This is a genomic window from Paenibacillus sp. J22R232 (assembly GCF_056269165.1).
In genome coordinates, this window is record NZ_JBWDNK010000001.1 from 1,205,030 (window position 1) to 1,229,450 (window position 24,421).

Below are 24,421 nucleotides of genomic sequence, written 5' to 3' on the forward strand. Positions count from 1 at the left end.
TAAGGGGGCTTGCTATCATGACAAGCGAAGTACGGACAAAAGCAGCATTGGCGCAAGAAGCTTCTACGGTAATGAATCGATTAACTACGGAACAAAAAAATACAGCCCTATTGCGCATGGCTGATGCCCTTCTCTCCGAGCAGGAAGCAATCATCGCGGCCAACGCGCTTGATTTGCACAATGGACGCGAGAATGGAACCACTCCATCCATGCTTGACCGTTTAGCTCTGAATCCTGACCGCATTGCCGCAATTGCCGAAGGCCTTAAGCAGATCGTGGAACTTCCTGATCCAGTCGGCGAGCTTATGGAGCATTTTGATCGGCCTAACGGATTGAAAGTAAATAAGATCCGTGTACCGCTCGGCGTAATCGGAATGATTTACGAGGCAAGGCCTAACGTCACGGTTGACGCTGCCGGCTTATGCTTGAAAACGGGCAACAGCGTCGTGCTTCGCGGGGGCTCGGCTGCGATTGAATCCAACCGGAAAATCGTTGAGGTTCTCAAAAAAGCGCTCCGGTCTACGGAAATGCCGGCTGACGCCATCCAGCTTATTGAGGATTCGGACCGAGCCTCCGTTAATGAAATGCTTAAATTAAATGGCCTGCTGGACGTAGTCATTCCCCGCGGCGGTGCGTCTTTAATTCGCAATGTCGTCGAGAATGCAACTGTACCGGTTATTGAAACAGGTGCCGGTATTTGTCATACCTATGTAGATGCCGGAGCGGATTACAATATGGCAGCCGAGATCGCTTTCAACGCAAAGGTGCAGCGGCCATCGGTTTGTAATTCAATGGAGACGCTGCTGATCCATGAACAATTTGCCGAGCTGTATCTATTGACTCTCGCTGATCGATTTATCCAAGCTGGCGTTGAGTTACGTGGCTGCGAACAGGCGGCTGCTCTTATTCCTGGCATGAAAATCGCATCAGATGAGGATTTTAGCACAGAATATAGTGATTATATATTGAATCTTCGCGTCGTTCCTGATTTGGATACCGCTCTCGCGCATATCCGCCGATACAGCACGAAGCATTCCGAATGCATCGTGACGGAAAACAAAGAGCATGCGGATCGCTTCATTCAGGAGGTGGATGCGGCAGCTGTATACCATAACGCCTCTACTCGGTTCACAGACGGCTTTGAATTCGGATTCGGAGCCGAGATCGGTATCAGCACTCAGAAGCTCCACGCTCGCGGACCAATGGGCTTGCCGGCACTCACTTCAACTAAATATCAGATTTATGGGAACGGTCAAATCAGAGGCTAATCATTTGGTTCATCGCTTATTCATGAACCGATATATCGGAGGAATGTACGAATGTCACAATTAACGCAAACGAGTATCGCCAGCCTGCAGATCTGCTTTTACGGCGCTGGTTCCATGGCAGAAGCCATTGCAAGAGGCATCATTAACAAAGAGTTGATAAAAGCGAACCGCATCTCGATGCTTAACCGCCAGAATGCTGATCGCTTGACTGAACTGAACGAGCGATACGGCGTTCAAACAATATTGCAAGGGAAAGAAAATGAATCCTATCTGCGGGAAGCCGATATCATTTTCCTAGCTATGAAGCCAAAGGATGCCGCCGAGGCGATTGCAGCTATTAAAGACATAATCTCGCCAAATCAACTCATCATTTCCATTATTGCCGGCTTATCCATACAATCCATCGATAAGCTGCTTGGCGGTCACGCAGCAGTCGTTCGGGCGATGCCCAACACCTCAAGCACAATAGGCTTAGGCGCAACAGGCATCAGTTATTCCGATCGTGTATCTGCACAGCAAACGCTGCTCACGGAAACCATTTTCAGTTCCGTCGGCATTAATGCCGTAGTGGATGAATCGCTTCAACAAGCCGTTACGGGCGTTTCGGGCAGCGGTCCGGCATATGTCTATTACTTCATGGAATCCATGATCGAATCGGCTATTAAGCTAGGCTTCTCTGAAGCAGCAGCGAAAGAACTTGTTGTTCAAACCGTTCTAGGCGCGGCGGAAATGGTTCGTCATACGGGCGAGGAGCCTGCCGAGCTCAGGCGCAAAGTCACCTCCCCGAACGGCACGACGCAGGCTGCAATCGAGCTCATGCAAGCGAATGATTTCGCGGGTACCATTCAAAAAGGCGTCAGCCGCTCTGCCGAACGGGCGGGGGAACTTGGCGCTGCCATCGAAAGGAGCATTTCTGAATGAACGGATATTGCATTGCTACCTACCGGTCTTACGATGACAAAGCAGATTTCAATAAAAAAGCAACGTCCATTGCGGTTGGCTTGACAGTCGGCAGCTGGACAGAGCTTCCCGAAGCCCAAAAGGCGAATATGGAAAAGCATCTAGGAAAGGTACTTAGCATTTCGGTCCATGAACCTGCGGATGCCGCACCTGGCGAGCGGTATGCTGATATTCGGATCGCTTATCCGGATATCAACTTCAGCCGGGATCTTCCTGCCCTGCTCGTTACGGTATTCGGCAAGCTCTCGATGGACGGTAAAATCAAGCTGCTTGACTTGGACGTATCCGAAGCTTTCGCTTCCGCTTTCCCGGGTCCCAAATTCGGACTAGACGGCGTTCGGCAGCTGCTTGGCGTTCATGACCGTCCTTTGCTAATGAGTATTTTTAAATCCGTTGTCGGATATGATCTTGCTAACCTGCAGGATCAGTTCTACAAACAAGCGCTTGGCGGCGTTGATTTGATCAAGGACGATGAGATCTTATTCGAGAATCCACTGACTCCGCTTGAGAAGCGCGTCGAAGCATGTATGGATGCGGCACGCAGGGCAGAAGCTGAAACCGGTCAGAAGCTGCTGTATGCCGTGAATTTGACAGGACCGACGTCTCAGCTTGCTGCGAACGCACGCAAAGCAATTGACGCTGGCGCCAATGCTCTTCTGTTCAACGTTCTCGCCTATGGCTATGATGTGCTGCACGAGTTAAGCAGCGATTCATCGATCAGCGTACCAATAGCAGCGCATCCGGCTATGGCAGGAGCAATGTACCCGTCGCCGCATTATGGCATAAGCGCAGCGCTGCTCCTTGGCAAGCTGATGCGGCTTGCCGGCGCCGACTTGGTCCTCTTCCCTTCTCCTTACGGCTCAGTCGTAATGCCTAAAGAAGAGAACCTAGCCGTGAAGGACGCTCTGCTCTCGCCGCTGCATGGCCTCCGGACAAGCTTTCCGGTACCTTCTGCCGGCATCCACCCAGGTCTTGTACCGCTCATCCTGAAAGATTTCGGAACCGATGTTGTCGTTAACGCCGGTGGTGGCATTCACGGCCATGCCATGGGTACCGCAGCAGGCGGTCAAGCATTCCGCCAAGCGATTTCAGCTACATTGGACGGGATATCCCTTCGCGATGCAGCAGCGCAGCCTGGTAATGAAGCACTGCAAGCCGCAGTGAACGCATGGGGGATCAGGGAATAATGACGCAAACAAACACAACCAAGAAACGCATCGTGTTCTGTGATTTCGACGGGACGATTACCGTTAATGACAATATCATTGCAATCATCAAACATTTCAATCCTGAGGGCTGGGAGCGGATTGCCGAACAAACCATTGCGCAGGAAATTTCAATAAAGGATGGAGTCGGCCAACTTTTTCGGCTCCTTCCCTCTTCCATGCAAGTGGAAGTCGTCGATTTCAGCATTTCCAATGCACGCATCCGCGAAGGTTTTGCCGAATTTCTTGCTTACTGCGAGGAGCAGCACATTGAATTCTACGTTACGAGCGGCGGCATTGATTTTTTTGTTTATCCCATTCTCGAAGCGTTTCAAATTCCAAGCGATCATATTTATTGCAACGGCAGCGACTTCAATGGCGAACGCATTGAAATTCTATGGCCAAATCCATGTGATGGTAACTGCGCCAACGATTGCGGCATGTGCAAAACAACGATTATGCGCCGCTTTCCCCCAGAACAATATGAGCGCATCATTATTGGGGACAGCGTAACCGATTTTGAAGGCGCAAAGCTTGCCGATCGCGTGTATTCCCGTTCGCATTTAACGACGAAGTGCAAAGAGCTTGGTCTCGCTCATACCGAATACGAAACATTCTATGACATCATCCAAAGCATGAGCAACGAAAGGAAGGAATCGTAATGAGCTTTCAACAAATCGCAACAGAAGACAAACAACGGGCTTTATCCGAGCTCCGCGAGGTGAAAGAGCTGTTTGCATCACGGGGATGGTTCCCTGGCACAAGCGGCAACTTATCCATCCGCGTCGGTGATTTCAATCCCGATGATTTCCAATTTGCAGTAACTGCGAGCGGCAAAGACAAAACCGTACATACGCCGGAAGATTATTTGTTCGTTGACCAAGAAGGCAAGCCTTGTGAGGCAACGCGCCTGAAGCCTTCAGCCGAAACGCTGATTCACTGCGAAATATACAAGCTTACCGGCGCCGGTGCAATCTTTCATATCCACTCGGTATTCAATAGCGTTATCTCCGAGTACTTCTGGGATCGCAAGTCTGTGCCGGTAGACGGCGTAGAGCTTATCAAAGGCTTCAATATTTGGGACGAAGAAGCTCATATTGATATTCCGATCGTTTCTAATTTCGCCCATATCCCTTCTATCGTGCCGGAAATAACGGAACGTATCGTCAAGCATATTCCTGGCGTACTGCTGCGCAAGCACGGCATTTATGCATGGGGTGCCAATGCTTTCGAAGCGAAACGGCATCTGGAAGCTTTTGAATTCATTTTCGAATACGTGTACCGTTTGGAGCTTTTGCAGCGCGGCAACCGTTAGATAGACCATAAAAGATGTCAGAACAGTCTTGCGGCTGCTTTGGCATCTTTTTTCGTTAGGCATGGTAGCCCAATAAGTAATAATGGAATTGAATGGTTGACTTTGACGCTACGGAAACGTTCATAATGAGATTATAGGGGTGATCAGCATAAGAGTGCATGAAGCTGCAAAGCAGTTAGGCGTGACGCCTCGCACACTGCGTTTTTACGAGGAAAAAGGGCTGATTCAGCCCCAAAAAGCACCAGCGAATAAATACCGGTCATACTCAGAGAGAGATCTGGTCAGGCTTCGTTGGATCATATCGCTAAGGGAACTTGGCATGCCGCTCTCTACGATCGAAGAAACGATAAACCGAATAAACGAGACCGACACTTTTATTCGCACCTTAGACAGTGCCCGCTCTATTCTATACGAGCAATGGATTACTGCTACCAAAGCGCTGCAAGCACTCGACGAAACGGTATCCGAATGGCAGCGAAGCAGAAATCCCAGCCTGGATAGGCTTGAGCATGCTGCCAATGAGATGAAGCGTAACCGTATGATACGTGCATCATGGAGCGATCAATGGAATTATGACGAGATGGCGCTGCTTCATGGTTATGATTCACCGCTTACTGCACTCCAAGGCGTGCTCGAAGAAGACCAATATTACCAAGCGCTTATCCGAACCGTAGAATGGCTTGATCCGGTTAGCGAAGAGCTGGGGCTTGAGCTTGCATCAGGCAGCGGGAATTTATCTGCCTTGCTTATCCAGACTGGGGCCAGCCTTACGGCCGTTGAACAATCTGCCGAAATGCTCGCCATTGTGCGCCGCAGGCTCCCGGCTGTAGATGCAAAGCAAGGCAATATGCTAAGCTTGCCGCTAGCGGCACAAAGCTTTTCCTTTATTGCTTGCTCCTTCGCCATGCATCATCTTGATCATACCCAGCAGGTTGTTGCGCTGGAAGAGATGGATCGCGTGCTGCTCAGCGGCGGGAGAATTGCCATTACCGATACCACGGCGAACAACGAGGATGATGCCATGCAGCAGGTCGACTGGTTCAGGAGGCATGGCTATTCGGTCGTAACGGAACGCTTGAATTCCGCTTCTCAATTGATGTTTGCTAGCAAACCATAAAACTTACGATCTGCGATAGCGAAATACAATTTAGAGATGGTTTATCTTCTAGCTAGCAACCATCTAGCTGGCTGGCATGGTAGTCATGAACACGGTCTTTGGCTACCGATAGCTTCGTATTTGGTTTAAAGGATCTAAACCGTCAGTCATTTACTCCATTAAAATAATAAAAAGGTTAAGCCCCATAATGGGCTTAACCTCTTCCTCCGCGGAACTTCTGCGCATGGGCGCGGGCTTCATCCGCGTTGGTCACACGGTTGCGGCTCCACTCGATAAGTATCCGATCAATATAACGCAAGCTTAGCTTGCCGGCAAAAACGGCCTCCTTGAGGGCAAAACGAATAATTTCATCCGTATAGCGGTCATGATCCAGCCAGCCTGATATCGTCTCGCACTCGATTGGCGAAAGCAACCTGCCGAATTCCTGCTCGAACACGCTGAACAAATCCGAAGCTGGCGCTTGTGGCTGCCGAACGGGGGCGCGTTCAGCTTTCCTCGACTCTCGTTTCTGCTCTGCCGTAAGCGATGAAGCCTTTAACAACCACCCTGTCCAATTGTAACGCTCCGATTGCATTCCCGTAACGTTATCTACGTACTCGTCAATGGTTAGAAATTCGTCCTTCATCAGCCTGCCTAACGATTGACCAATCTCTTTCACGGACAAGCCCATCCGTTCAGCCAGCTCTTCCGGCGTTGGGAAATCGTTCATATCCGCTTCCATATAGACCATGATCTGCAACAGCAGCATCGCTTCTGTATCTGAAATGCCAAGCTGGCGGTATGTACGCAGCAGCATCGCTGATACATATACGCCGCCCTCTTGCAATGCAGCAGCCATGCCATGCGAGTACGCTTTCCATATCTCGTTGTTCACTGCCAGCCCTGCCTCCTATTCATGCATCTATGACGTTCTGGACTCCTTCACTAAGTTGTACGTATCTCGTGCAATGAGTAACTCCTCGTTGGTTGGTACGACTAGAACCTTCACCCGCGAGCCATCCTTCGTAATCTCGCGGGCATCCTTGCGCCGCTGCTCGTTCCGATCGTCATCTAACTCAATGCCAAGGAAGGATATTCCTTCGCATATCGCTTTTCTCAGCGCAACGGAGTTCTCGCCAACGCCTGCTGTGAATACGATTGTATCTACGCCGTTCATTGCCGCTGCATAGGCACCAATATACTTTTTAACCCGGTAAGCGTACATGTCAAAGGCAAGCTTAGCGTTTTTGTCGCCGTCAACCATTGCTTCGGTTACCTCGCGCATGTCGCTGCTTATGCCGGAAATGGCAAGCATGCCGCTATGTTTATTCAGCATAGAATTAACTTCATTTAAAGTCAATTCCTCTTTGTTCATGACAAAAGGTACAATGGCAGGATCAATGTCACCGCTGCGCGTGCCCATCATCAAGCCCTCAAGCGGTGTCATTCCCATACTTGTATCGAATGATTTGCCATCTAGGATAGCCGCGCAGCTTGCGCCGTTGCCGATATGGCAAGTAATCATTTTGATAGACTCAAGCGGCTTTTGCAAATAATTTGCGGCTTGCGCGCTTACGTAAGAATGCGATGTGCCATGGAAACCGTACCTACGAATTTTGTGGCGGCGGTAAAGTACGGTTGGAATTGGGTACAAGTAAGAGGTATTAGGCATCGTTTGGTGAAATGCTGTATCGAATACGACTGCTTGCGGAACATCCGGCAAATTCGTCTCTACCGCCGAAATCCCCATCATATGAGCAGGATTATGCAGCGGAGCTAGATCGAACAATCTGCGTATTTCTAATTTGACTTCCTGTGTCACAAGTACGGAGCTGCTGAAGGCTTCGCCGCCGTGCACAACGCGGTGGCCTACAGCTTCGATTTCGTTCAAATGGCTGATCGCGCCGAATTCCGGATTCGTCAGCATATCGATTACCCGCTTCACGGCCGTTACATGATCTAGAATTTCGCTCACGTTGCGTACTTCCGGCTTATCGACTGGCTCATGCGTTACGATGGAAGAATCCATTCCGATCCTTTCAACGCGTCCGCTCGCAAGAACGGATTCATCCCGCATATCGTAGAGCTGGTATTTTAATGAGGAGCTTCCTGCATTGATGACTAGTACTTTCATTATATCCGATCCCCATCCTTGTCATATTTGAAAAAGCCTACGCCTGATTTTGCGCCGAGATGTCCAGCCCGCACCATTTTTTTCAATACGATAGACGGACGATACTTCAGTTCGCCATACTCTCGGAACATCCGGTCCAACGCAGCAAGCACGGAATCCAAACCGAAGCGATCGCACATTTCAAATGGCCCATGCTGGAAGGAGTATCCGATACGCATTGCATTATCAATATCCTCAGCGGAAGCAACGCCTTCTTCAAGCACGTGAAGCGCTTCGTTTATGAACAAGCAGATAAGGCGTGTCGTTACGAAGCCAGGTGATTCAAACACCATGACCCCTTTTTTGTTGATGACTTCTTCGACGAAATGCTTCGTTTGGAGGAAAGTATCCTCGGAGGTTTTTAACCCGCGTACGATTTCCACTAAATCGATTTTGGATACGGGATAGATGAAATGCATGCCGATTACGCGGTCAGGTCGGCTAGTAACGCTGGCAAGCTCTGTTAAGCTGAGCGTAGAGGTGTTGCTGGCAAGTATAACGTCAGCACCGCAGATTTGATCAATGGTCTCGAATATGGCTTTCTTCTGTTCTAGATCTTCCGTAATCGATTCAATGACAAGCTCGCATTCAGCCAGTCTGTCATAGCTGGTCGTTGCTTGAATTCTATTTATAATAAGCTTCTTCTCCGATTGCGTGAGCGCCCACTTTTCAATTTGCTTATCCAGGCTTACCTCAATCATTTCCTTGCCATAGGCAAGACGCTCCTCCGAGCGCTCGATAATGATAACATCCAATCCTCTTGAGGCCAGCATCTCTGCTATTCCTTGCCCCATAGTTCCTACTCCTACCACGCCCACTGTTTTTATGTGCAATGTATTTTCTCCTTTAGTATGGTACTTATGCCTCTTATAACCAATTGAGAAGCATTCTCTATATTTATAGTCATTCTTATTATAACGTTTTTCATCAAAAAGAGAAGGCGGATACGTACTCCGCCTTCAAATTGTAATATTGTAAACGTTTTATGCAGCTGAATATGGCGAAAACAGTTTTCTGAATTCATCGCCGCTAAGCGTTTCCTCGCGCAGAAGCGTTTCAAGCGATTGCGTAAACACCAATCTTCTAGCCTCCAGCATCGCTTTTGTCTGCAGCATCAGCTGATCCAAAATCAATCGGTTCGTAGAAGCCCATACGTCCTTAGTCAGCATGCTGGTGTCAATAATGCCAAGCTCGGTGAGTCCCGATTCCATCATGGTTTTGACGATATTCATGGCTTGCTCGAAATCCCCTCTAGATCCGGTGCTGCGGTCGCCGTAGAACATTTCTTCCGCTGCTGCACCGCCCAAAGCAATCATGATCTGCCCATTCAAGAAATCTTTGGTATATAAATACTGATCCTGCTGCGGATTATGGCGAACATACCCAAGGGCCTGCCCACGAGGCGACAAAGCGACCTGTGATACGCTGCCGGGTCGGACAAGCTCCGCCATGATCGCATGTCCAAGCTCATGGAGCGCAATCCGTTCACGTTCTTCCTTCGATGCCTCGCGATCCGTCTTCTCGCCCATCATCACTTTATCAATTGCCATCGACAAATGGTTCTCAGCGATCTGTTCGCTGCTGTCACGCATCGCATAAATCGCCGCTTCATTCATGACGCTCTCGAGCTGTGCGCCCGAGAAACCGAACGATTCCCTAGCAATGCGGTCGAGGTCAACGTCAGGCTCTATTGGCTTATTGTTCGCGTGGATGTTCAAAATATGCAGCCTGCCCTTTTTGTCCGGAAGATCTACGCCTATGTGCCGGTCAAACCTGCCGGGCCGCAGCAGCGCGCTGTCCAGCATTTCCTTGCGGTTGGTTGCCGCGATCAACAATATTCGCGGAGATTCATTGGCGTATATCCCGTCCATCTCCGTCAATAGCTGATTCAACGTCTGATCATATTCGCGCTGCTGCCCGCCATCCCGCTTGCCGCCGATGACTTCGATCTCATCAATAAAAATAACGGCACTGCTCTTTTTCGCCTTATTTGCTTTTGTTCTTGCTTCCTTGAATAAATCTCTGACGCGTCCGGCTCCGACACCGACATACATCTCTACGAATTCACTGCCTGAAGCAGCCAAATAAATGGAATCCGTATATTGGGCCGCTGCTTTCGCAAGAAGCGTCTTTCCCGTTCCGGGAGGACCAGAGAGCAATATACCTTTCAACGGCCGTATGCCTAGCTTTGCAATTTTGTCTTGATGGACAAGAAAATCAAGCGCCTCTACAAGCTCCTGTTTTGCACGCTCCTGTCCTCCGATCTGATCAAAGGTAAGAGGACTCGTTTTTTCTCCGGCACGCTGTTTCTGGCCTGACAGCGCTGTGAGCTTGCCACGGCCCCTTGCCGCATATACGACAGCAAAGCCTAAGAGGCCAAGCAGCAGCATGGGAACGACATTTTGCCCAATGAAAATTAAAAAAACGATGCCTACCGGCACGATGCCTATCGCGATTTCCATTCCGAACTTACGCATATTACCACGCCTCCAATTGGGCAGACGTGCGCGGCAGCACGACGTATTTCACAGCATTCTGGTTTCTAAGCGTCACATATACGTTCGTATCATCCATTTCCGTCGTTACTTCAACATCCTTATTAACCGCAGCCGCTTTGTCCATTGCCGCAGGAATGCCGGAATAGGTCTTATTCTCCATCGCTTCAGCGATGTCGAACATAGCCGCAAACCATATCTCATCGAGCTCTTTGTCTGTGTTTTGTTTAATATCGAGAACTAACTGCCTTTCATCAAAAACCTTTTTTCCGTTTGCTTCAATATGCGCGTAAACATCCCTTAAGCTGGCGTCTTCTGCAAGCTCGAGTGAAAGGGTAATTTGGTCCCCGGCAATTACCGGTTTATCTGAAGCGATAACGCCTTTTACGTTTTTCGCTACCTGCTCTAACGGCGCAGCTAAAGCCACCTGATTATAAATCGCCCAGCCGCCAAACAGAACGCCAGCCGAAATGGCCGCAGTGATGACTATGGGTATAACTCGCGGTCTCATCATGTATAAAATCCCTCCCGCAGTTTTATATGACACTTCCGTATATCACAATCTCTATACGAAAGTATATCATTTATCCCTGCAAGAATCGTCCATCAATAAAAGGAAACGGAGCCTTATGGCTCCGTCCGGTTAGGCAGCGTATACGAATTGATTAATGCTCCGCTGTCAAAGCTATAGAAATCATACTTATAATGCTTCGTCTCGTCTCCGCTGCTGTAGTACACTTCCCACACCCGCTGATTATCAAGCAAGCCAGGCTGTATCCTGATAATATTCGCATTAGGATGCTCGCCCTTGAAGCCGGTTTTCATCTCTTGCATCGAGATTCCGGTAGAAGCCTTCACAATCTCCGGATTCGATTCATCCGCAAGCCATACGAACACTTTCTCGTCATCCTGATCGGTTCCTTCCACGATCCAGCTTGCTTTGTCCCAGACTTGATGGTATACGTGCTCGACCTGCGTAAGTCCCGCTGCTTCGACAGCTTGCTTTTTAGCTTCTTCAATGGCGGTACGCTGCGGATTTTGTATATCAAGAAAATAAATGAAAACGGTGGTAATGAGCAGCAAGAGAGCAGCGACGATAAGAAATATCCATCTCTGCAGCGTCATGAACGGAGGACGTTTCCTTGCTGTCGCGCGCATTAAGCGTTTAACAGGCGCTCGAAGCTCGCCTGCGCCTCGTAACGAATTTTCTCCTCGTCGAGGAACGTACATTCACCGTTTCGAAGCACTTGCCGTCCATCAATCCATACATGCTTAACGTCCCGGCCCGACCCCGCATAAACCAAATGGGAGACCATATCGGTTTGGGGATAGAAATGCGGCTGTTCAATATCAATCGCGATGAAATCCGCTTTTTTGCCAACCTGCAAGCTGCCTAGGTCGTTTTCCTGCCAGATCGATTTCGCTCCGTATACCGTGCCAAGCTTAAGTGCCTCCCATGCAGGAATGGCAGTCGGGTCGCCAGAAATCCCTTTGTGCAACAAGGCAGAGAACCGTATTTCTTCAAACAGATCAAGATTATTGTTGCTTGCTACGCTATCCGTTCCCAAAGAAACCGTTACGCCTGCGCGCAGCATCTCCGGTACGCGTGCAATGCCGCTTGCCAGCTTCAAGTTGCTAACAGGGTTATGCGAGACCGCTACGCCTTTGGCCGCAAGCAGCTCAATCTCTTCGGTATTCAAATGCACGGCATGAGCAACAAGAGCTGGCCGTGAAAAGAATCCAAGACGATCCAAGTGCTCGACAGGTCTTACGCCGTAATCCCTTACATTCTGCTCAACCTCCGCAATAGTCTCGGACATATGCGTGTGAAGGGGCAGGTTATAGTCATGCGCGGCCTGTACGAAGCGCTCGATATATGCAGGAGGACAAGTGTATGGCGCATGTGGCGAGATCATGGTTGTTATGCGCCCGTCTGCTTTCCCATTCCAATCCCGTGCGAAAGCAACGGCTTCGGCAAGCTTGGCATCTTGAACGTCTTCCGGACATAATCCGATGACACCTCTGGTCAAAACACCGCGAATACCGCTTATCTCCGTCATTTGAGCCACTTGGTCCATGCGGTCATACATGTCAACAAATGCCGTCGTACCGGAACGCAGCATCTCTACGATGGCCAATCCGCTGCCTGCGCGCGTGTCCTGATCGACGTATTTGCCCTCCATTGGCCACATTTTTTGCTCTAGCCACACTTGGAGGTTTTGGTCGTCGGAATAGCCTCTAAGCAGACTCATCGCCGCGTGACCATGCGTGTTGATCAATCCTGGCATGAAGGCAAGCTTGCTTCCGTCGATCTTCTCTACAGCATCAGATAGCCCAACTGGCGCTTCGGTACCTATGTATGAAATTCGGTCATCCGTAACGACCATATGCCCTTTAAAAGATGGAGCTGCATCATCCATTGTAATAAACAAACCATTTTCAATCCAAATCTGACTCATCTTGGCTCTCTCCTTCTCGAACTAAATAGTAGGCGATGCTTAGCAATTCTCTGGTGAAATCCGCGTTTTGAATGCGTACCTCGTCTGGAACTCTCAATATGGCAGGCGCAAAGTTTAGAATTCCTTCCACGCCTGCCTCTACGAATTGATTGGCTACGTTTTGTGCCTCGATGGCAGGTACCGTGATAATGCCAATGCGAATCTTCTGCTCGGCAACCGTTGCGACTAGGTCGCTCATCGGAAGAACGGTTAAGTTATTGATGCTCGTTCCGATCTTACTCGGATGATCATCGAATACGGCCGTAATCTGCATATTATCCTTCGAGTATTTATTGTAATTGCATAAGGCATGTCCTAAGTTTCCGGCGCCAACCAATGCAACCTTTATCGTCTGGTCCACCTTCAGTATCTGACGAATCTTTTCGATGAGATAGACGACGTCATAGCCTACGCCTTTGCGGCCAAATTCACCGAAATAGGCTAGATCCTTGCGGATTTGGGCGGGGTTCAAATCAAGCTTATTTCCTAAATCTTGTGAAGAGATGGTCTGTATCTCGCGATTCACCATCTCATTTAATACTTGGAGATAAACGGGAAGCCTTCTAACGACAGCCTCTGATATTTTCGTTTGCTTCATCGCTTCTCCTCCTCCAAACTTGGCTCGATCACCTTATCGATCTTTTCTTCCTTTATGCCATCGCTTAGCCACTCGCGCATGCGGTTGATCATTTGGTCCGTGTGCATCGTTTCGATTTTGGGACCAGGCAGCGAGTATAAGAAATGTTTGCCATAGTAGGTATCGATGACCCTCGTATCATAAATAATGACGATGCCTTTATCCTGGGACGTTCTGACCAAACGGCCAAAACCCTGCTTGAAACGGATAACCGCTTGCGGAATGGAAAGCTTCATGAACGGGTTCTGCTTTTGCCGCTGCAGCATTTCCGCTTTGGCCTCTGCTAAGGGATGGCTTGGAGGCTGGAATGGCAAACGTACGATGGCTAAACAAATCAAAGCTTCTCCCGGTATGTCCACGCCTTCCCAGAAGCTGCTCGTACCAAGCAGCACGGACTCCGGCGTTTGACGGAAACGTCTCGTGAGTTTCGTGCGGTTGCCGCTGTCGATCCCTTGGCCCAGCACTTGTATCCCTGAGGAGCTCAGTTTTTCCTTCAAAGGCTCGTATACTTGTTTCAGCATCCGGTAAGAGGTGAACAAAACGAGCATTCTGCCTTTCGTTTCCTTAGCTGCGTCTGCTAGCGATGTTACGAGCATTTCCATATAGTTGTCATCGACGGCCGTTCCCTTTAGCATTGGGAAGTTGCGTGGGATAACGACGAGTGCTTGCTCTCTATAATTAAACGGCGAGGGCAGCTGAACGGTTTTCAGCCTTCCTTGCTCCTCGTAACCGGTAAGGCCTAGTTGCTCTTCCGCATACTGAAACGACTTTTGCACAGACAAAGTTGCCGATGTAAGCACAATGCTTTCTTTTACGTCGAAAAAGTATTTCTGCAGCTGCGCGCTTACGTCAACGGGGACGCCATACAATTGTACGGAGCGATAGCGGTACACGCTGCTTGCCTCGATCCAAAACACGGAATCGGTTAACTCGAGCTTAATGAATATTCGCAACTCGTCCTTTAACCTAACAATATCACGGACGGCACCGTTCAAGTCCGTAATAATAGCCTGTACGGCTATATCGTCGATACGGTCTTTAATGTCCGTTATCATTTTTTCAACCGTACGCGCAACGCGGTTAAGCTCCGTATGAAGATTGCCTTCAACGGTTTCGCCATCTACCCAACCTGCGGGAAGCTCGTTTTTTTTAAGCCGGCATACCGATTGCCCGTTTTCTGTAGGACCATCGGATGAGGTAGACGTAAAGCCGTAGAACATCTCAAACAACTTATCCCAATGCTCTTTGATGTCCTGAAATATCGGGATGACCGTATCGATGGTTTCCAGCCAAGAAGCCTGGTGCGCATCATCCTCATACAACAGCTTTTGACGGAGTCCAGGCAGCAAGCCTGATCTCGTATCCTTGTATAAACGCTGAATGACTTGAGTCAATGAGAAGTAATTAATCTGCATGCCCAAATGCTTTCCAGCTACTTCCTCGACATGGTGAGCTTCATCAATAATTAGATGCGTATACGAAGGCAGAAGCCGATGGTCGGCTTGAACATCCGTAAACAGCATGGAATGATTTGTGATGGTGACATCGGCGATGTTGGCTTCATGCTTGGCCCGGTGGTAGAAGCAGCGCTTAAACCAAGGGCATGCCCGATTCAGGCAAGAATCGGTATCGCTGGCTACCGTTGACCAGAATTCAGCTCCCTTGTTGCCAAAGTTAAGCTCCTCTTGGTCACCTGTTTCCGTTTCGCCTAGCCACACGACCATTTGTGCGGCAGTTACCGTGTCTTCAATGGGTGATACCAGATCCTTGGTGTTCACCTTTCCCTCGAATTTACGCAAGCACAAATAATTGCCTCTGCCTTTGAATATCGAAGCTCTGAATTCGAATGGCAGGATATCCTCGAGCAACGGCAGGTCACGCTGCCGCAACTGCTCCTGCAGATTGATGGTATGAGTGCTCACCACAACCTTTTTGCCGTTCTGTATGCCATAGTACAAAGCAGGAATTAAATAACCGAGTGATTTCCCTGTTCCCGTCCCGGCTTCAATAAGCAAATGCTGGTTTTGATTCAGCGCGCTGTACACCTCTTGAAACATCGCAACCTGTGCTTCACGTTCTTCGTAATTTTCGAACTTTTGCTCGAATCGCTGCCTTACGTCAGCCAAATAATTGTCGAAAGAAACATCGGTTAACGGCATCGCATTCGAGCTGTTTGAACGCGGAGGCTGCTCCTCGTTCCATTCCCTTACCTTCAAGGCGAATTGGTTGAAGTAATCGTATTCATTCGATTCAAATACGTTCTTGTACTCCATTTCCTGCTGTGTGTGCTTAATGAACCAGCTTAAATCGCTGTCGTCATCAACAAGCGCGGAAAGCCGCTGCAAAGTAAGCAGCGGCATTTTGCGAAGCTTTTTAACCGTTTCAATAAGCAATAGCCCGGTTGCCCTAGCATCGCTATCTGCGCGGTGATGCTGATCATGCGGTATACCGAATAGCTCGGAGACCGCTCCAAGCTGATACGTATTAATGGTCGGATATAAAATTTTGAGTAACTCAATCGTATCTAATCGTCTTCCGCCGAATGGGCGCATGCCGCATCTTTTGAGCGCTTGGTTCAAGAAACCTGCGTCAAACCCGACATTGTGCGCAACCAGTACAGCATCCTGCAGGAGAGGGACAAGTTTGTCGATTACCTCTTTGAGCGACGGTGCATCCGCAACGACCGATTCATCAATTCCTGTTAGTTGTGTAATGAAGGCCGGTATTGGGATATTAGGCCGAACAAAGGAGCTATACTGGTCAATAATCTCTAGCTCATCAGAAACGATGACTAGACCAACCTGCAAAATGTCATCCTCCGAGCTATGTCCCGTCGTTTCTAAATCCAATACTGCAAATTTCATTCATTCCCCGATCCTCTCACAAACAGCACAGCTCCGTGCTTCCGAAATATAACGATAATTGCTTAGGCGTTTCTTGGCATGACTTCAAGTTATTCATTGGATCCTTAAAGCTAGGACAAACATCGTGTGCCTTCAGAAACAACTGTTCTGCCTGCGCCATATTCATATGCACCGCTTGAATGCACCCTAGCGCATTATAGCCCATTGCCAGCCATTTGGGAAAGTCCGTTGTGGCAATCAGCATTTGAAAATGTCGCTGTGCCTCGCTCCAGTTTTGAAGATGCATATTCGTCATGCCAAGAAATAATCGAGCCAAATTACATTCGGGCGACTGAATGATAACGGTTTGGAATTGCATCGCTGCTTCAGAAAACATAAATAATTTATAATAGCCTTGACCTTTGGATATGACGGCAGCAAGCTCGTCTGGAATTTCCAAATCTGCTGAGCTGCAGGTTGCTTTCCCGCTAATAGGCATAATGGACGGAACCGCGCCAGCAGAGCTTGGGACATCGGACAATTCAACCTGCTGCTCCTTGAAATCAGCAAATTTCTCTTCGAACTCAAGCCATTGCTCGATAAACGTATCGCTGACCTTCTTCAATTCATTGATTTGTTCTTCGTAAAGCTGCTTTTCCTTGGAATCTGCATCGCCATACTGCTCAATAATTTGATCAAGCATGTCATTCATGGATGAAAACATATGTTGGAACATACCGCACCCGCCTTCGCCAAAGAATTAAGGAGTGTTATGTTCATTTTCTGTTTTAAAGGCGTTTTTCATGCAGCATCCCATTCGTTACATAATGCAGGGATTTAAAAAAGGAGCCTTGGATTACAGAATCGTCGCGTGAAGCTCTTGATTCAGCATCTGCAGCGGACGGTTGTCGGCATCTAAGATCGTAACGATTGGCTTATGCTCTCTGGCTTCAGCATCTGTCATCATGGCGTACGATATGATGATGACCTGGTCTCCAGGCTGCACCTGTCTCGCAGCAGCCCCGTTTAGGCAAATAACGCCTGAGCCCCGCTCGCCTGTTATCACATAAGTTTCAAATCGCGCCCCATTGTTATTGTTGACGATTTGCACCTTTTCATTTTCCCATATGTTAGCCGCTTCCATCAAATCCTCATCGATCGTAATGCTACCTACATAATTCAAGTTCGCTTCCGTTACGGTTGCCCGGTGAAGCTTGGATTTCATCATCGTTCTGAACATTCGAATGCACCTCCGTTGCCTGTAAAATACGGTTATCGATTAAACGCGTTGCTCCGAACTTCACGGCTAACGCCAATATCAATGGTTCTGCAAAGGTATGCAGCTCTGCGGCAGCCTCAGGTGGCTGCAAGGACGGATACTGAAGCAGTTCCACGTAATCGATGACTGCTTCTCCTGCTTCGTTCAAAGCCTCCGTAACCTTAGCCTCAAGGCGCTTCGCGGTCATCCCCCGCTCTTCTATCCAGTCAGCAGCGAGTCGAAGCGTTTTTGATAAAACGACCGCTTGTTCACGCTGCTCGGGTGTTAAATAGACGTTTCTGGAGCTTAATGCAAGACCGTCCGGCTCGCGAACTATCGGGCAAGCCACAACTTGTACATCGAAATTAAGATCGCTGACCATTTGTTCGATAACGGCGACCTGCTGCGCATCCTTCATTCCAAAATATGCGCGATCCGGATTCACCAAATGAAACAGCTTGCTGACGACCGTACCTACACCGTCGAAATGGCCTGGTCGAGTGGCACCGCATAATCGATCCGTTACTTGGTTGACAATAACCGTCGTTAACGGCTTCTGCGGGTACATTTCCTGTACGGATGGCAGAAAAACAAGCGTAGTGCCATTTTCCTCAGCTAGCGCCAAATCCCGATGCTCGTCACGGGGATATCGATCCAAATCCTCATTCGGTCCAAACTGAAGCGGATTAACGAATATGCTAAGCACGATGGCGTCGTTCTCTTCCTTTGCCTGCCTAAGCAATGACGCATGCCCTTCATGCAGAAAACCCATTGTCGGCACGAAGCCGATTGATTTATTTTGTTCTCTCAGCTGTGATAGCGCAAGCTTAAGCTCGGTCTTCGTACGGCAAATCATCATGTGAGCCGTACCCCCTTTTTGCTAGAATCCGCGTTTTTCTGCTCAGGATTCGAATCAGCATTATTCGTGGTGCCGTATAGGGTTGGAAGGTCTGCCGGCTGCGCGGAGAATACATGCTCCTCCTCAGGGAATTGCCCCGATTTCACGTCGTCGACATAAGAATGAATGGCATTTCTGATCGTAGTTCCGATATCGGCATATGTTTTAACAAATTTTTTCTCGAAATAAGGAGATGAATATTGCAGAATATCATGATAAACGAGCACTTGGCCGTCACAGAACCTACCTGCTCCGATTCCGATAACCGGTATGGTCAGCGATTCGCTAATGAGTGCGGCAAGCGGCTCGGTTACAAGCTCGATCACTATACTGAATGCACCTGCCGCTTCTATCGCTTTCGCATCATTAATGAGTCGCTGCGCATCAGCATCCAGCTTACCTTGGACTTTATATCCGCCAAGCTGATGAACCGATTGAGGCGTTAAGCCAATATGCCCCATAACGGGTATGCCCGCTTTCACAAGTGCGGCTACGTCGTCCGCTATGTCAACGCCGCCTTCAAGCTTTACTGCTTGCGCGCCGCCTTCCTGCATGATTCTTGCTGCATTGCGCAGTGTCGATTCCCGACCAATGCCATATGTCATAAAAGGCATATCGGCTACGATGAACGTCTGCTGGGCACCTCTGGCAACCGCACGTGTATGATAAATGATATCGTCGATCGTAACCGGAATCGTTGTATCGTAACCCAATACGACGTTCCCGAGCGAATCTCCGACAAGAATGACATCAATTCCAGCTTCCTCAGCAAGTTTGGCTGAAGGATAATCATAAGCTGTCAAAACGGAAATCGCATTGCGGTCCTGCTTCATTTTTTTCAAATTCGTAATCGTCAGTCGTTTCCTCATCAGCTTCATCCTCCGTTCAATGATAGGATAAACACAAAAAAACCTTTTAGCCGCTGCTAAAAAGGTCCCCAAACTGAAAAGGAAACGTTTGCTTGTTGTGCTTCCTTCTGTCTCGGTCCCTACGGCTCAGAGCAGAGTGTGCATTCCCAACCATTTACATGATTAATGTGATTACCAGTGCAGCTTCATTCGAATACCGCCTGATAACTCTAGTTTACCAAACTTTCCGCATTCCGTAAACGGCTTCTCGCGGACTATAGCGGTTCGCCCATCTCGGCTGAAAAAACAGGCTTGATCGTGCCGTCTGCCAGCTTTATCCGGATTGCACCGCTGTCGTCAAGTCCAACGGGAACACCGACAATATCGCCTTGCGGCGTCACTAAACGAACCGGTTTGCCAAGCGATACGGAGAGGGCTTCCCACAGCGTAATGATTAACCCAAAACCCTGCTCTTGGTATAAGAAGTACAGCTGCTCCCATTCCTTTAGAAAATCAGCAATCACGGCTTCCCTGTCCCATTTCGTGCCGCTGCTGATTCGCAGGGAGGTTGCCTTGTCCAGGAGGTCTGACGGGTAATCGAGCTGTTCGAGATTCACGCTAATGCCGATGCCTGCAATCACGTATCGCAAGCGCTCATCCTCCGCAGCAGACTCAAGCAAGATACCGCTTATTTTTTTGCCGTCTATCAATAAGTCATTCGGCCATTTGATGCCGATTGGGAGCGAGGTCAACCTCTTCAAGCTTCTGCATAACGCGACTGCAGTCAATAAGGTAAGCTGGGGCGCAAAATGGATCGGAACGGAAGGACGCAGCACCATGCTCATCCATACGCCTTTTCCTCGCGGCGACACCCAGCCCCGACCCATGCGGCCCCTGCCGCTTAATTGCTGCTCCGCGATAAACAAAGTGCCCTCTTCGGCGCCTTCTTCCGCAGCTGCTCGCGCCAAATTTTGTGTCGATTCCACGGTGTCGAACCAGTGAACCGTTTTACCGAAAGTGTGCGCATCGAGCCTGCTGTTCAAAGCTTCAACGGATAGTTGGTCAGGTATGCTTAACAGGCGGTAGCCGAGCCTTCTTGACGCTTCGAATTGATAGCCTGCGCCCTCCAGCTTGCGGATTTGCTTCCAGATTGCCGTTCTGCTTACGCCAAGCTCTTGACTGATCACTTCTCCCGATACGTATTCCCCGGGCTTGTCCGTAAATAATTGAAGCAATGGCTCATAGTTCATGACTGTTAACCTCCCAAAGCGCCGCTTGCTTCAGCAGCATGCTTTTCTCATTTGCAAGCTCGCCGCATGCCACAAGCAGCAGCAGCCGAGCCAAATACTCACTAATCCACGGTCCAGCTTCTTTACCTATGTGACCTGCAAGCTCCTTGCCGTTAACGCTAAGCTGTTTGAGCTTTGTGATGATCATTTGATCGCTCCAACGCTCCAGACCGCTTAGCTGTTCTTCTGAGAGGCTTAGAGCAGCTTCCGGCAGCAGCCGCATCACCGAGAGCCATTCACTCGCGGCTTCTCTACCGTAATGAATAACAATGCTTAACCACTTACGCTTCCGTTCGTTCAGTGATGCATCGCTACTATAATCAAACATCTCATGATGAATATTTGCGATTGACGATATAGATCTCATTCGAACATTGGAAAACCGCAGCGCTTGTAGCGCCTGCTGCAACGCTGATTGTGACAATTTCAAGCCGATGGCGACAGCAGCCCATCGTACATGCGACTGCTTGAGCTCATGAATGTTCGCAAATGTCTTCTTCATTACTGATATATCCCGCTCTGCTTGATACAGTACTTGTTGTATTTCTTCGCTCAGCGGCTCTTTGAGATACGCCAATAAACCGCTAACAACGGCAAAATGCAGCGCTCTCTGCGGTGATTCGCTTTCCATCATCTTTTCGAGCTCCGTCAGCACCCTCTCCATCGCAATGAAGCGCAGCAGCTGCCTATGCCGTTTTAATGCACGCCATGTGCGGTGTGATGGTCGCAGCTGATATACGCCTATGAACCGCACCGCTCTTAGCATGCGCAGCGCGTCCTCTTGAAAGCGCGCATTCGGATCGCCGACTGAGCGAAGCTGTTTAAGCTCCAAATCACGGAGCCCACCGTATGGATCGTGCAGCTCGCCGTTCTCTGCAAGCGCCATCGCGTTCATCGTGAAATCTCGTCTCAGCAAGTCGCCTTCCAGCTCTGTAATGTATAAAACGCTCTCAGGCTTGCGGTGCCCCTCATAGGCGGATTCTTGCCGGAACGTCGTCACTTCGTAAGCCATGTTTTTCTCCACGACGGTAATGGTACCATGCTGCAAGCCTGTTGGGATGCAGTGATCGAAGAGCGCAAGCACCTGTTCAGGCGTTGCCGAAGTCGCGATATCTACATCCTTGACAGGCAAGCCGAGCACCGTATCGCGCACGGCGCCGCCAACGAAGAAGGCTTCGAAATGATGCTCTCGAAGCCTTCTTACGATGGGCACCGCGGATATTATCAGATCAGAAAATGCAAGCTGCATTTCTATCACCATCCTTGGCTGCATTTGCATATTCGGTTAATCGCTGCAGACGGCAATAGGCAAGTCAGCCTCGATGCCAAGCACGCGATAATAAATTTGTTCATATTGGGTCGTAATTACATCATTGCAAAACTCGTTGCGGGCTCTAAATATACAAGCTTGCCTGAATTGTTCATGTAGCTTCTCGTCAGACAAAAGCATTTCTGCATTTCTCGCCATATCTTCGACATCGCCGATCGGCGACAAGAAGCCAGTCTCGCCATGCGTCACGAGCTCCGGAATACCGCCCGCGTTGGAGCCGATCGTCGGCACGCCGCAAGCCATAGCTTCTAGCGCGACAAGGCCAAAGCTCTCTTTCTCGGAAGGTAGCAGGAGTACGTCAGCCATTGAGATGACCTGCGCGACATCCTCCTGTTTGCCAAGAAAGTGAACGCGGTCTTCAAGACCAAGCTGTCTGATCCGATATTGGATTTTTGACAATTCTGGTCCTTCTCCGACCAACAGCAGCTTAGAAGGAATCTTCTCGGATACGCGCGAAAAGATATCCACGACGTCTCCCACCCGTTTTACAGGACGGAAATTGGAGATATGCATCAATATTTTTTCGTTCGGAGCGGCAAAATCTGAACGCAATGAAACCGCATCCCTCGGATAATACACGCGTTTATCCACGAAATTATATGTTAAATCAATAGGTGTCGTAATATCAAGCAGGTTTCTAGTCTCATTGATAAGATCATTGGATACGGCTGTTACGGCATCGCTTTGGTGAATAGCAAGCCTTATCAAGTCCTTCAATGATTCATCCTGCGCCAGTACGGTAATATCCGTACCATGGAGCGTCGTTACCGTTTTCAATCCGTCACCGTTCATTTGTTTCGCTATATATGCGCAAACTGCATGCGGCACCGCATAATGAACGTGAAGCAGATCGAGCTGCTGCATTTTGGCGACTTGCGCCATTTTGCTTGCTAATGCCAGATCATATGGCGGATATCGGAAAACATAATAATCATTTACCTCAACCTCATGGAAAAATATGTTCTTATTGAAATGCCCCAAGCGAAAAGGAATACTGTGCGTTATAAAATGAATTTCATGGCCTCGTTCCGCGAGAAGCTTGCCTAGCTCCGTAGCAACAACGCCTGACCCTCCAAGCGTCGGGTAACAAGTTATGCCAATCTTTAATTTTCTAGCCACTGTTGTCGCACCTCCTGTGTTCGTCACGTATAATCATTGTATTACACAAGAGCTGTACGATTTGTCAAAAAAATTGTACGGCATGCGGGCGCTTAACTGCAAAGCCTTCCGCATATGCCCAGCCTCTTGCTTGTCCAAGCAAAGAATCCCGCGCTTCGACCCGCTCTATGTAACGGTTTGTCAGCGGTGTCGAGACGCGATCCGATCCTTGCGCCGCAGTCTCGAATTGTGATCGGTATGCAAGCAGCGCCTTGCGCTTTGTTTCGTAGAAATCGCTAATATCGACAACCAATGATTCATGCTCAGAATCATTGATATAATAATAAACAAGCTGAGTAACCTGCACAGCCGGCAGATCCGGCAAATAGCGGCGAAGCTTCGCATTGAATACGGCTTCTTCAATCAATCGGCTGCAGGCCACGTGATCAGGATGGCGGTCCACCCAATAAGGAGCGAACACGACACGAGGTTTGAACAGCCGAATCTCGGTTACGATCCGCTCAATTTGTTCGCGCGACGGCTCAAGTCCTCGATCGGGCAATCCTAGATTAGTACGCGCACTCAGTCCGAGAACCTCCGAGGCAGCGGCAGCTTCTTGCTTACGCAACTCTACTGTTCCGTTGGAGGACATTTCGGCGAATGTCAGATCACAGACCCCAACAGCATGGCCGGCTTGTACATGTTTGGCGATCGTACCGCCCATGCCAATCTCCGCATCGTCGGCATGCGCTCCAAAAACAAGGATATCGAGTTCAGCCGTCATTCCGCAATACCTGGTTTATATTTATGGACGAGCTCACGCCAGGCAAAATCCCCGCGCTCCAATGCTTTAACAAGCAATTCTGCTGTTGCGACATTTGTAGCTACTGGAATGCCCTGCACATCGCACAAGCGAAGAAGCGCAATAATATCCGGCTCATGCGGCTGAGCCATTAATGGATCGCGCAGAAAGATGATAAGATCCATTTCATTCTGGGCTACCATAGCTCCGATTTGCTGATCCCCGCCGAGCGGGCCTGACATGAACCGATGGATGGACAGGTTGGTTTGTTCCATTATGCGAGTTCCTGTCGTACCTGTAGAAAACAATTTATGAGGAATGAATACCTTCTCATAAGCAATTACGAAATTAACGATTTCCTCTTTTTTTCGGTCATGTGCGATAAAAGCGATGTTTAACATTTTGTTC

At 49.1% G+C, this 24,421-nt stretch carries 24 protein-coding genes; 6 read left to right on the forward strand and 18 right to left on the reverse strand.

All coding sequences use genetic code 11. The features are described from left to right. Positions 1-17 precede the first annotated feature (17 nt). The 6 genes from AC0YN3_RS05545 (at position 18) to AC0YN3_RS05570 (ending at position 5,865) form a co-directional block, all read left to right on the forward strand. Positions 18-1,268 carry a glutamate-5-semialdehyde dehydrogenase gene (locus AC0YN3_RS05545; RefSeq protein WP_475774069.1) on the forward strand — a complete coding sequence of 417 codons (1,251 nt, stop codon included), beginning with the start codon at positions 18-20 and terminating at the stop codon, positions 1,266-1,268. Between the two features lie 51 nt (positions 1,269-1,319). Continuing rightward, the gene (gene proC / locus AC0YN3_RS05550; protein ID WP_475774070.1) at positions 1,320-2,189 is read left to right on the forward strand and encodes a pyrroline-5-carboxylate reductase; all 870 of its coding nucleotides are present in this window, start codon (positions 1,320-1,322) and stop codon (positions 2,187-2,189) included. Next, the gene (locus AC0YN3_RS05555) at positions 2,186-3,415 is read left to right on the forward strand and encodes a 2,3-diketo-5-methylthiopentyl-1-phosphate enolase (protein ID WP_475774071.1); all 1,230 of its coding nucleotides are present in this window, start codon (positions 2,186-2,188) and stop codon (positions 3,413-3,415) included. Before proC ends, AC0YN3_RS05555 begins: the two co-directional genes overlap by 4 nt. Beyond that, on the forward strand, positions 3,415-4,095 hold the full coding sequence (locus AC0YN3_RS05560) for a 2-hydroxy-3-keto-5-methylthiopentenyl-1-phosphate phosphatase (RefSeq protein WP_475774072.1): 681 nt from the start codon (positions 3,415-3,417) through the stop codon (positions 4,093-4,095). Before AC0YN3_RS05555 ends, AC0YN3_RS05560 begins: the two co-directional genes overlap by 1 nt. Then, the gene (gene mtnB / locus AC0YN3_RS05565) at positions 4,095-4,748 is read left to right on the forward strand and encodes a methylthioribulose 1-phosphate dehydratase (protein WP_475774073.1); all 654 of its coding nucleotides are present in this window, start codon (positions 4,095-4,097) and stop codon (positions 4,746-4,748) included. Before AC0YN3_RS05560 ends, mtnB begins: the two co-directional genes overlap by 1 nt. Before the next feature lie 139 nt (positions 4,749-4,887). Next, positions 4,888-5,865, forward strand: a complete 978-nt coding sequence (locus tag AC0YN3_RS05570; RefSeq protein WP_475774074.1) for a MerR family transcriptional regulator — start codon at positions 4,888-4,890, stop codon at positions 5,863-5,865. Between the two features lie 193 nt (positions 5,866-6,058). Here the strand turns inward: AC0YN3_RS05570 and AC0YN3_RS05575 are convergent, their stop codons facing one another. The 18 genes from AC0YN3_RS05575 to AC0YN3_RS05660 form a co-directional block, all read right to left on the reverse strand. Then, positions 6,059-6,739: a DnaD domain protein gene (locus AC0YN3_RS05575; RefSeq protein WP_475774075.1), complete on the reverse strand. Its 681-nt coding sequence runs from the start codon at positions 6,737-6,739 to the stop codon at positions 6,059-6,061. Between the two features lie 27 nt (positions 6,740-6,766). After that, positions 6,767-7,978, reverse strand: a complete 1,212-nt coding sequence (locus AC0YN3_RS05580) for an acetate/propionate family kinase (protein ID WP_475774076.1) — start codon at positions 7,976-7,978, stop codon at positions 6,767-6,769. Further along, on the reverse strand, positions 7,978-8,895 hold the full coding sequence (locus tag AC0YN3_RS05585) for a 3-hydroxyacyl-CoA dehydrogenase family protein (RefSeq protein ID WP_475774303.1): 918 nt from the start codon (positions 8,893-8,895) through the stop codon (positions 7,978-7,980). The genes AC0YN3_RS05580 and AC0YN3_RS05585 overlap by 1 nt, the downstream gene beginning before the upstream one ends. Before the next feature lie 105 nt (positions 8,896-9,000). Next, a complete protein-coding gene (locus AC0YN3_RS05590) occupies positions 9,001-10,494 on the reverse strand; it encodes an AAA family ATPase (RefSeq protein ID WP_475774077.1) in 1,494 nt (497 codons plus the stop codon). A gap of 1 nt (position 10,495) precedes the next feature. Beyond that, positions 10,496-11,026 carry a hypothetical protein gene (locus tag AC0YN3_RS05595; protein WP_475774078.1) on the reverse strand — a complete coding sequence of 177 codons (531 nt, stop codon included), beginning with the start codon at positions 11,024-11,026 and terminating at the stop codon, positions 10,496-10,498. A gap of 113 nt (positions 11,027-11,139) precedes the next feature. Then, positions 11,140-11,637 carry a cell wall elongation regulator TseB-like domain-containing protein gene (locus tag AC0YN3_RS05600; RefSeq protein ID WP_475774079.1) on the reverse strand — a complete coding sequence of 166 codons (498 nt, stop codon included), beginning with the start codon at positions 11,635-11,637 and terminating at the stop codon, positions 11,140-11,142. 32 nt (positions 11,638-11,669) lie between these two features. Further along, positions 11,670-12,971: an amidohydrolase gene (locus AC0YN3_RS05605; protein ID WP_475774080.1), complete on the reverse strand. Its 1,302-nt coding sequence runs from the start codon at positions 12,969-12,971 to the stop codon at positions 11,670-11,672. After that, positions 12,952-13,608, reverse strand: a complete 657-nt coding sequence (locus AC0YN3_RS05610; protein WP_475774081.1) for a redox-sensing transcriptional repressor Rex — start codon at positions 13,606-13,608, stop codon at positions 12,952-12,954. The genes AC0YN3_RS05605 and AC0YN3_RS05610 overlap by 20 nt, the downstream gene beginning before the upstream one ends. Next, the gene (dinG, locus tag AC0YN3_RS05615; protein ID WP_475774082.1) at positions 13,605-16,511 is read right to left on the reverse strand and encodes an ATP-dependent DNA helicase DinG; all 2,907 of its coding nucleotides are present in this window, start codon (positions 16,509-16,511) and stop codon (positions 13,605-13,607) included. The genes AC0YN3_RS05610 and dinG overlap by 4 nt, the downstream gene beginning before the upstream one ends. A gap of 16 nt (positions 16,512-16,527) precedes the next feature. Continuing rightward, complete coding sequence (locus tag AC0YN3_RS05620) at positions 16,528-17,226, reverse strand: hypothetical protein (RefSeq protein WP_475774083.1); 699 nt, start codon at positions 17,224-17,226, stop codon at positions 16,528-16,530. A gap of 120 nt (positions 17,227-17,346) precedes the next feature. Next, entirely contained in the window at positions 17,347-17,730 is a 384-nt protein-coding gene (gene panD, locus AC0YN3_RS05625) for an aspartate 1-decarboxylase (protein ID WP_475774084.1), read from the reverse strand. Next, on the reverse strand, positions 17,657-18,607 hold the full coding sequence (gene panC, locus AC0YN3_RS05630) for a pantoate--beta-alanine ligase (RefSeq protein ID WP_475774085.1): 951 nt from the start codon (positions 18,605-18,607) through the stop codon (positions 17,657-17,659). Before panC ends, panD begins: the two co-directional genes overlap by 74 nt. Next, positions 18,604-19,515, reverse strand: coding sequence for a 3-methyl-2-oxobutanoate hydroxymethyltransferase (gene panB, locus AC0YN3_RS05635; protein ID WP_475774086.1), 912 nt, complete (start codon positions 19,513-19,515; stop codon positions 18,604-18,606). The genes panC and panB overlap by 4 nt, the downstream gene beginning before the upstream one ends. A gap of 254 nt (positions 19,516-19,769) precedes the next feature. Continuing rightward, positions 19,770-20,744, reverse strand: coding sequence for a biotin--[acetyl-CoA-carboxylase] ligase (locus AC0YN3_RS05640; RefSeq protein ID WP_475774087.1), 975 nt, complete (start codon positions 20,742-20,744; stop codon positions 19,770-19,772). Then, positions 20,734-22,032, reverse strand: coding sequence for a CCA tRNA nucleotidyltransferase (locus AC0YN3_RS05645; protein ID WP_475774088.1), 1,299 nt, complete (start codon positions 22,030-22,032; stop codon positions 20,734-20,736). Before AC0YN3_RS05645 ends, AC0YN3_RS05640 begins: the two co-directional genes overlap by 11 nt. 36 nt (positions 22,033-22,068) lie before the next feature. Beyond that, positions 22,069-23,232 (reverse strand): N-acetyl-alpha-D-glucosaminyl L-malate synthase BshA, encoded by a 1,164-nt coding sequence (gene bshA, locus AC0YN3_RS05650; RefSeq protein ID WP_475774089.1) that lies wholly within the window; start codon positions 23,230-23,232, stop codon positions 22,069-22,071. Between the two features lie 64 nt (positions 23,233-23,296). After that, positions 23,297-23,995: a bacillithiol biosynthesis deacetylase BshB1 gene (bshB1, locus tag AC0YN3_RS05655; RefSeq protein WP_475774090.1), complete on the reverse strand. Its 699-nt coding sequence runs from the start codon at positions 23,993-23,995 to the stop codon at positions 23,297-23,299. Further along, positions 23,992-24,414 (reverse strand): methylglyoxal synthase, encoded by a 423-nt coding sequence (locus tag AC0YN3_RS05660; RefSeq protein ID WP_475774091.1) that lies wholly within the window; start codon positions 24,412-24,414, stop codon positions 23,992-23,994. The genes bshB1 and AC0YN3_RS05660 overlap by 4 nt, the downstream gene beginning before the upstream one ends. Positions 24,415-24,421 lie beyond the last annotated feature (7 nt).

Coding starts and splice junctions, on each gene's coding strand:
- AC0YN3_RS05545 (WP_475774069.1), top strand. CDS start 18: ATGACAAGCGAAGTACGGACAAAAGCAGCATTGGCGCAAGAAGCTTCT.
- proC (WP_475774070.1), top strand. CDS start 1,320: ATGTCACAATTAACGCAAACGAGTATCGCCAGCCTGCAGATCTGCTTT.
- AC0YN3_RS05555 (WP_475774071.1), top strand. CDS start 2,186: ATGAACGGATATTGCATTGCTACCTACCGGTCTTACGATGACAAAGCA.
- AC0YN3_RS05560 (WP_475774072.1), top strand. CDS start 3,415: ATGACGCAAACAAACACAACCAAGAAACGCATCGTGTTCTGTGATTTC.
- mtnB (WP_475774073.1), top strand. CDS start 4,095: ATGAGCTTTCAACAAATCGCAACAGAAGACAAACAACGGGCTTTATCC.
- AC0YN3_RS05580 (WP_475774076.1), bottom strand. CDS start 7,978: ATGAAAGTACTAGTCATCAATGCAGGAAGCTCCTCATTAAAATACCAG.
- AC0YN3_RS05590 (WP_475774077.1), bottom strand. CDS start 10,494: ATGCGTAAGTTCGGAATGGAAATCGCGATAGGCATCGTGCCGGTAGGC.
- AC0YN3_RS05595 (WP_475774078.1), bottom strand. CDS start 11,026: ATGATGAGACCGCGAGTTATACCCATAGTCATCACTGCGGCCATTTCG.
- AC0YN3_RS05600 (WP_475774079.1), bottom strand. CDS start 11,637: ATGACGCTGCAGAGATGGATATTTCTTATCGTCGCTGCTCTCTTGCTG.
- AC0YN3_RS05605 (WP_475774080.1), bottom strand. CDS start 12,971: ATGAGTCAGATTTGGATTGAAAATGGTTTGTTTATTACAATGGATGAT.
- AC0YN3_RS05610 (WP_475774081.1), bottom strand. CDS start 13,608: ATGAAGCAAACGAAAATATCAGAGGCTGTCGTTAGAAGGCTTCCCGTT.
- dinG (WP_475774082.1), bottom strand. CDS start 16,511: ATGAAATTTGCAGTATTGGATTTAGAAACGACGGGACATAGCTCGGAG.
- AC0YN3_RS05620 (WP_475774083.1), bottom strand. CDS start 17,226: ATGTTCCAACATATGTTTTCATCCATGAATGACATGCTTGATCAAATT.
- panD (WP_475774084.1), bottom strand. CDS start 17,730: ATGTTCAGAACGATGATGAAATCCAAGCTTCACCGGGCAACCGTAACG.
- panC (WP_475774085.1), bottom strand. CDS start 18,607: ATGATGATTTGCCGTACGAAGACCGAGCTTAAGCTTGCGCTATCACAG.
- panB (WP_475774086.1), bottom strand. CDS start 19,515: ATGAGGAAACGACTGACGATTACGAATTTGAAAAAAATGAAGCAGGAC.
- AC0YN3_RS05640 (WP_475774087.1), bottom strand. CDS start 20,744: ATGAACTATGAGCCATTGCTTCAATTATTTACGGACAAGCCCGGGGAA.
- AC0YN3_RS05645 (WP_475774088.1), bottom strand. CDS start 22,032: ATGCAGCTTGCATTTTCTGATCTGATAATATCCGCGGTGCCCATCGTA.
- bshB1 (WP_475774090.1), bottom strand. CDS start 23,995: ATGACGGCTGAACTCGATATCCTTGTTTTTGGAGCGCATGCCGACGAT.
- AC0YN3_RS05660 (WP_475774091.1), bottom strand. CDS start 24,414: ATGTTAAACATCGCTTTTATCGCACATGACCGAAAAAAAGAGGAAATC.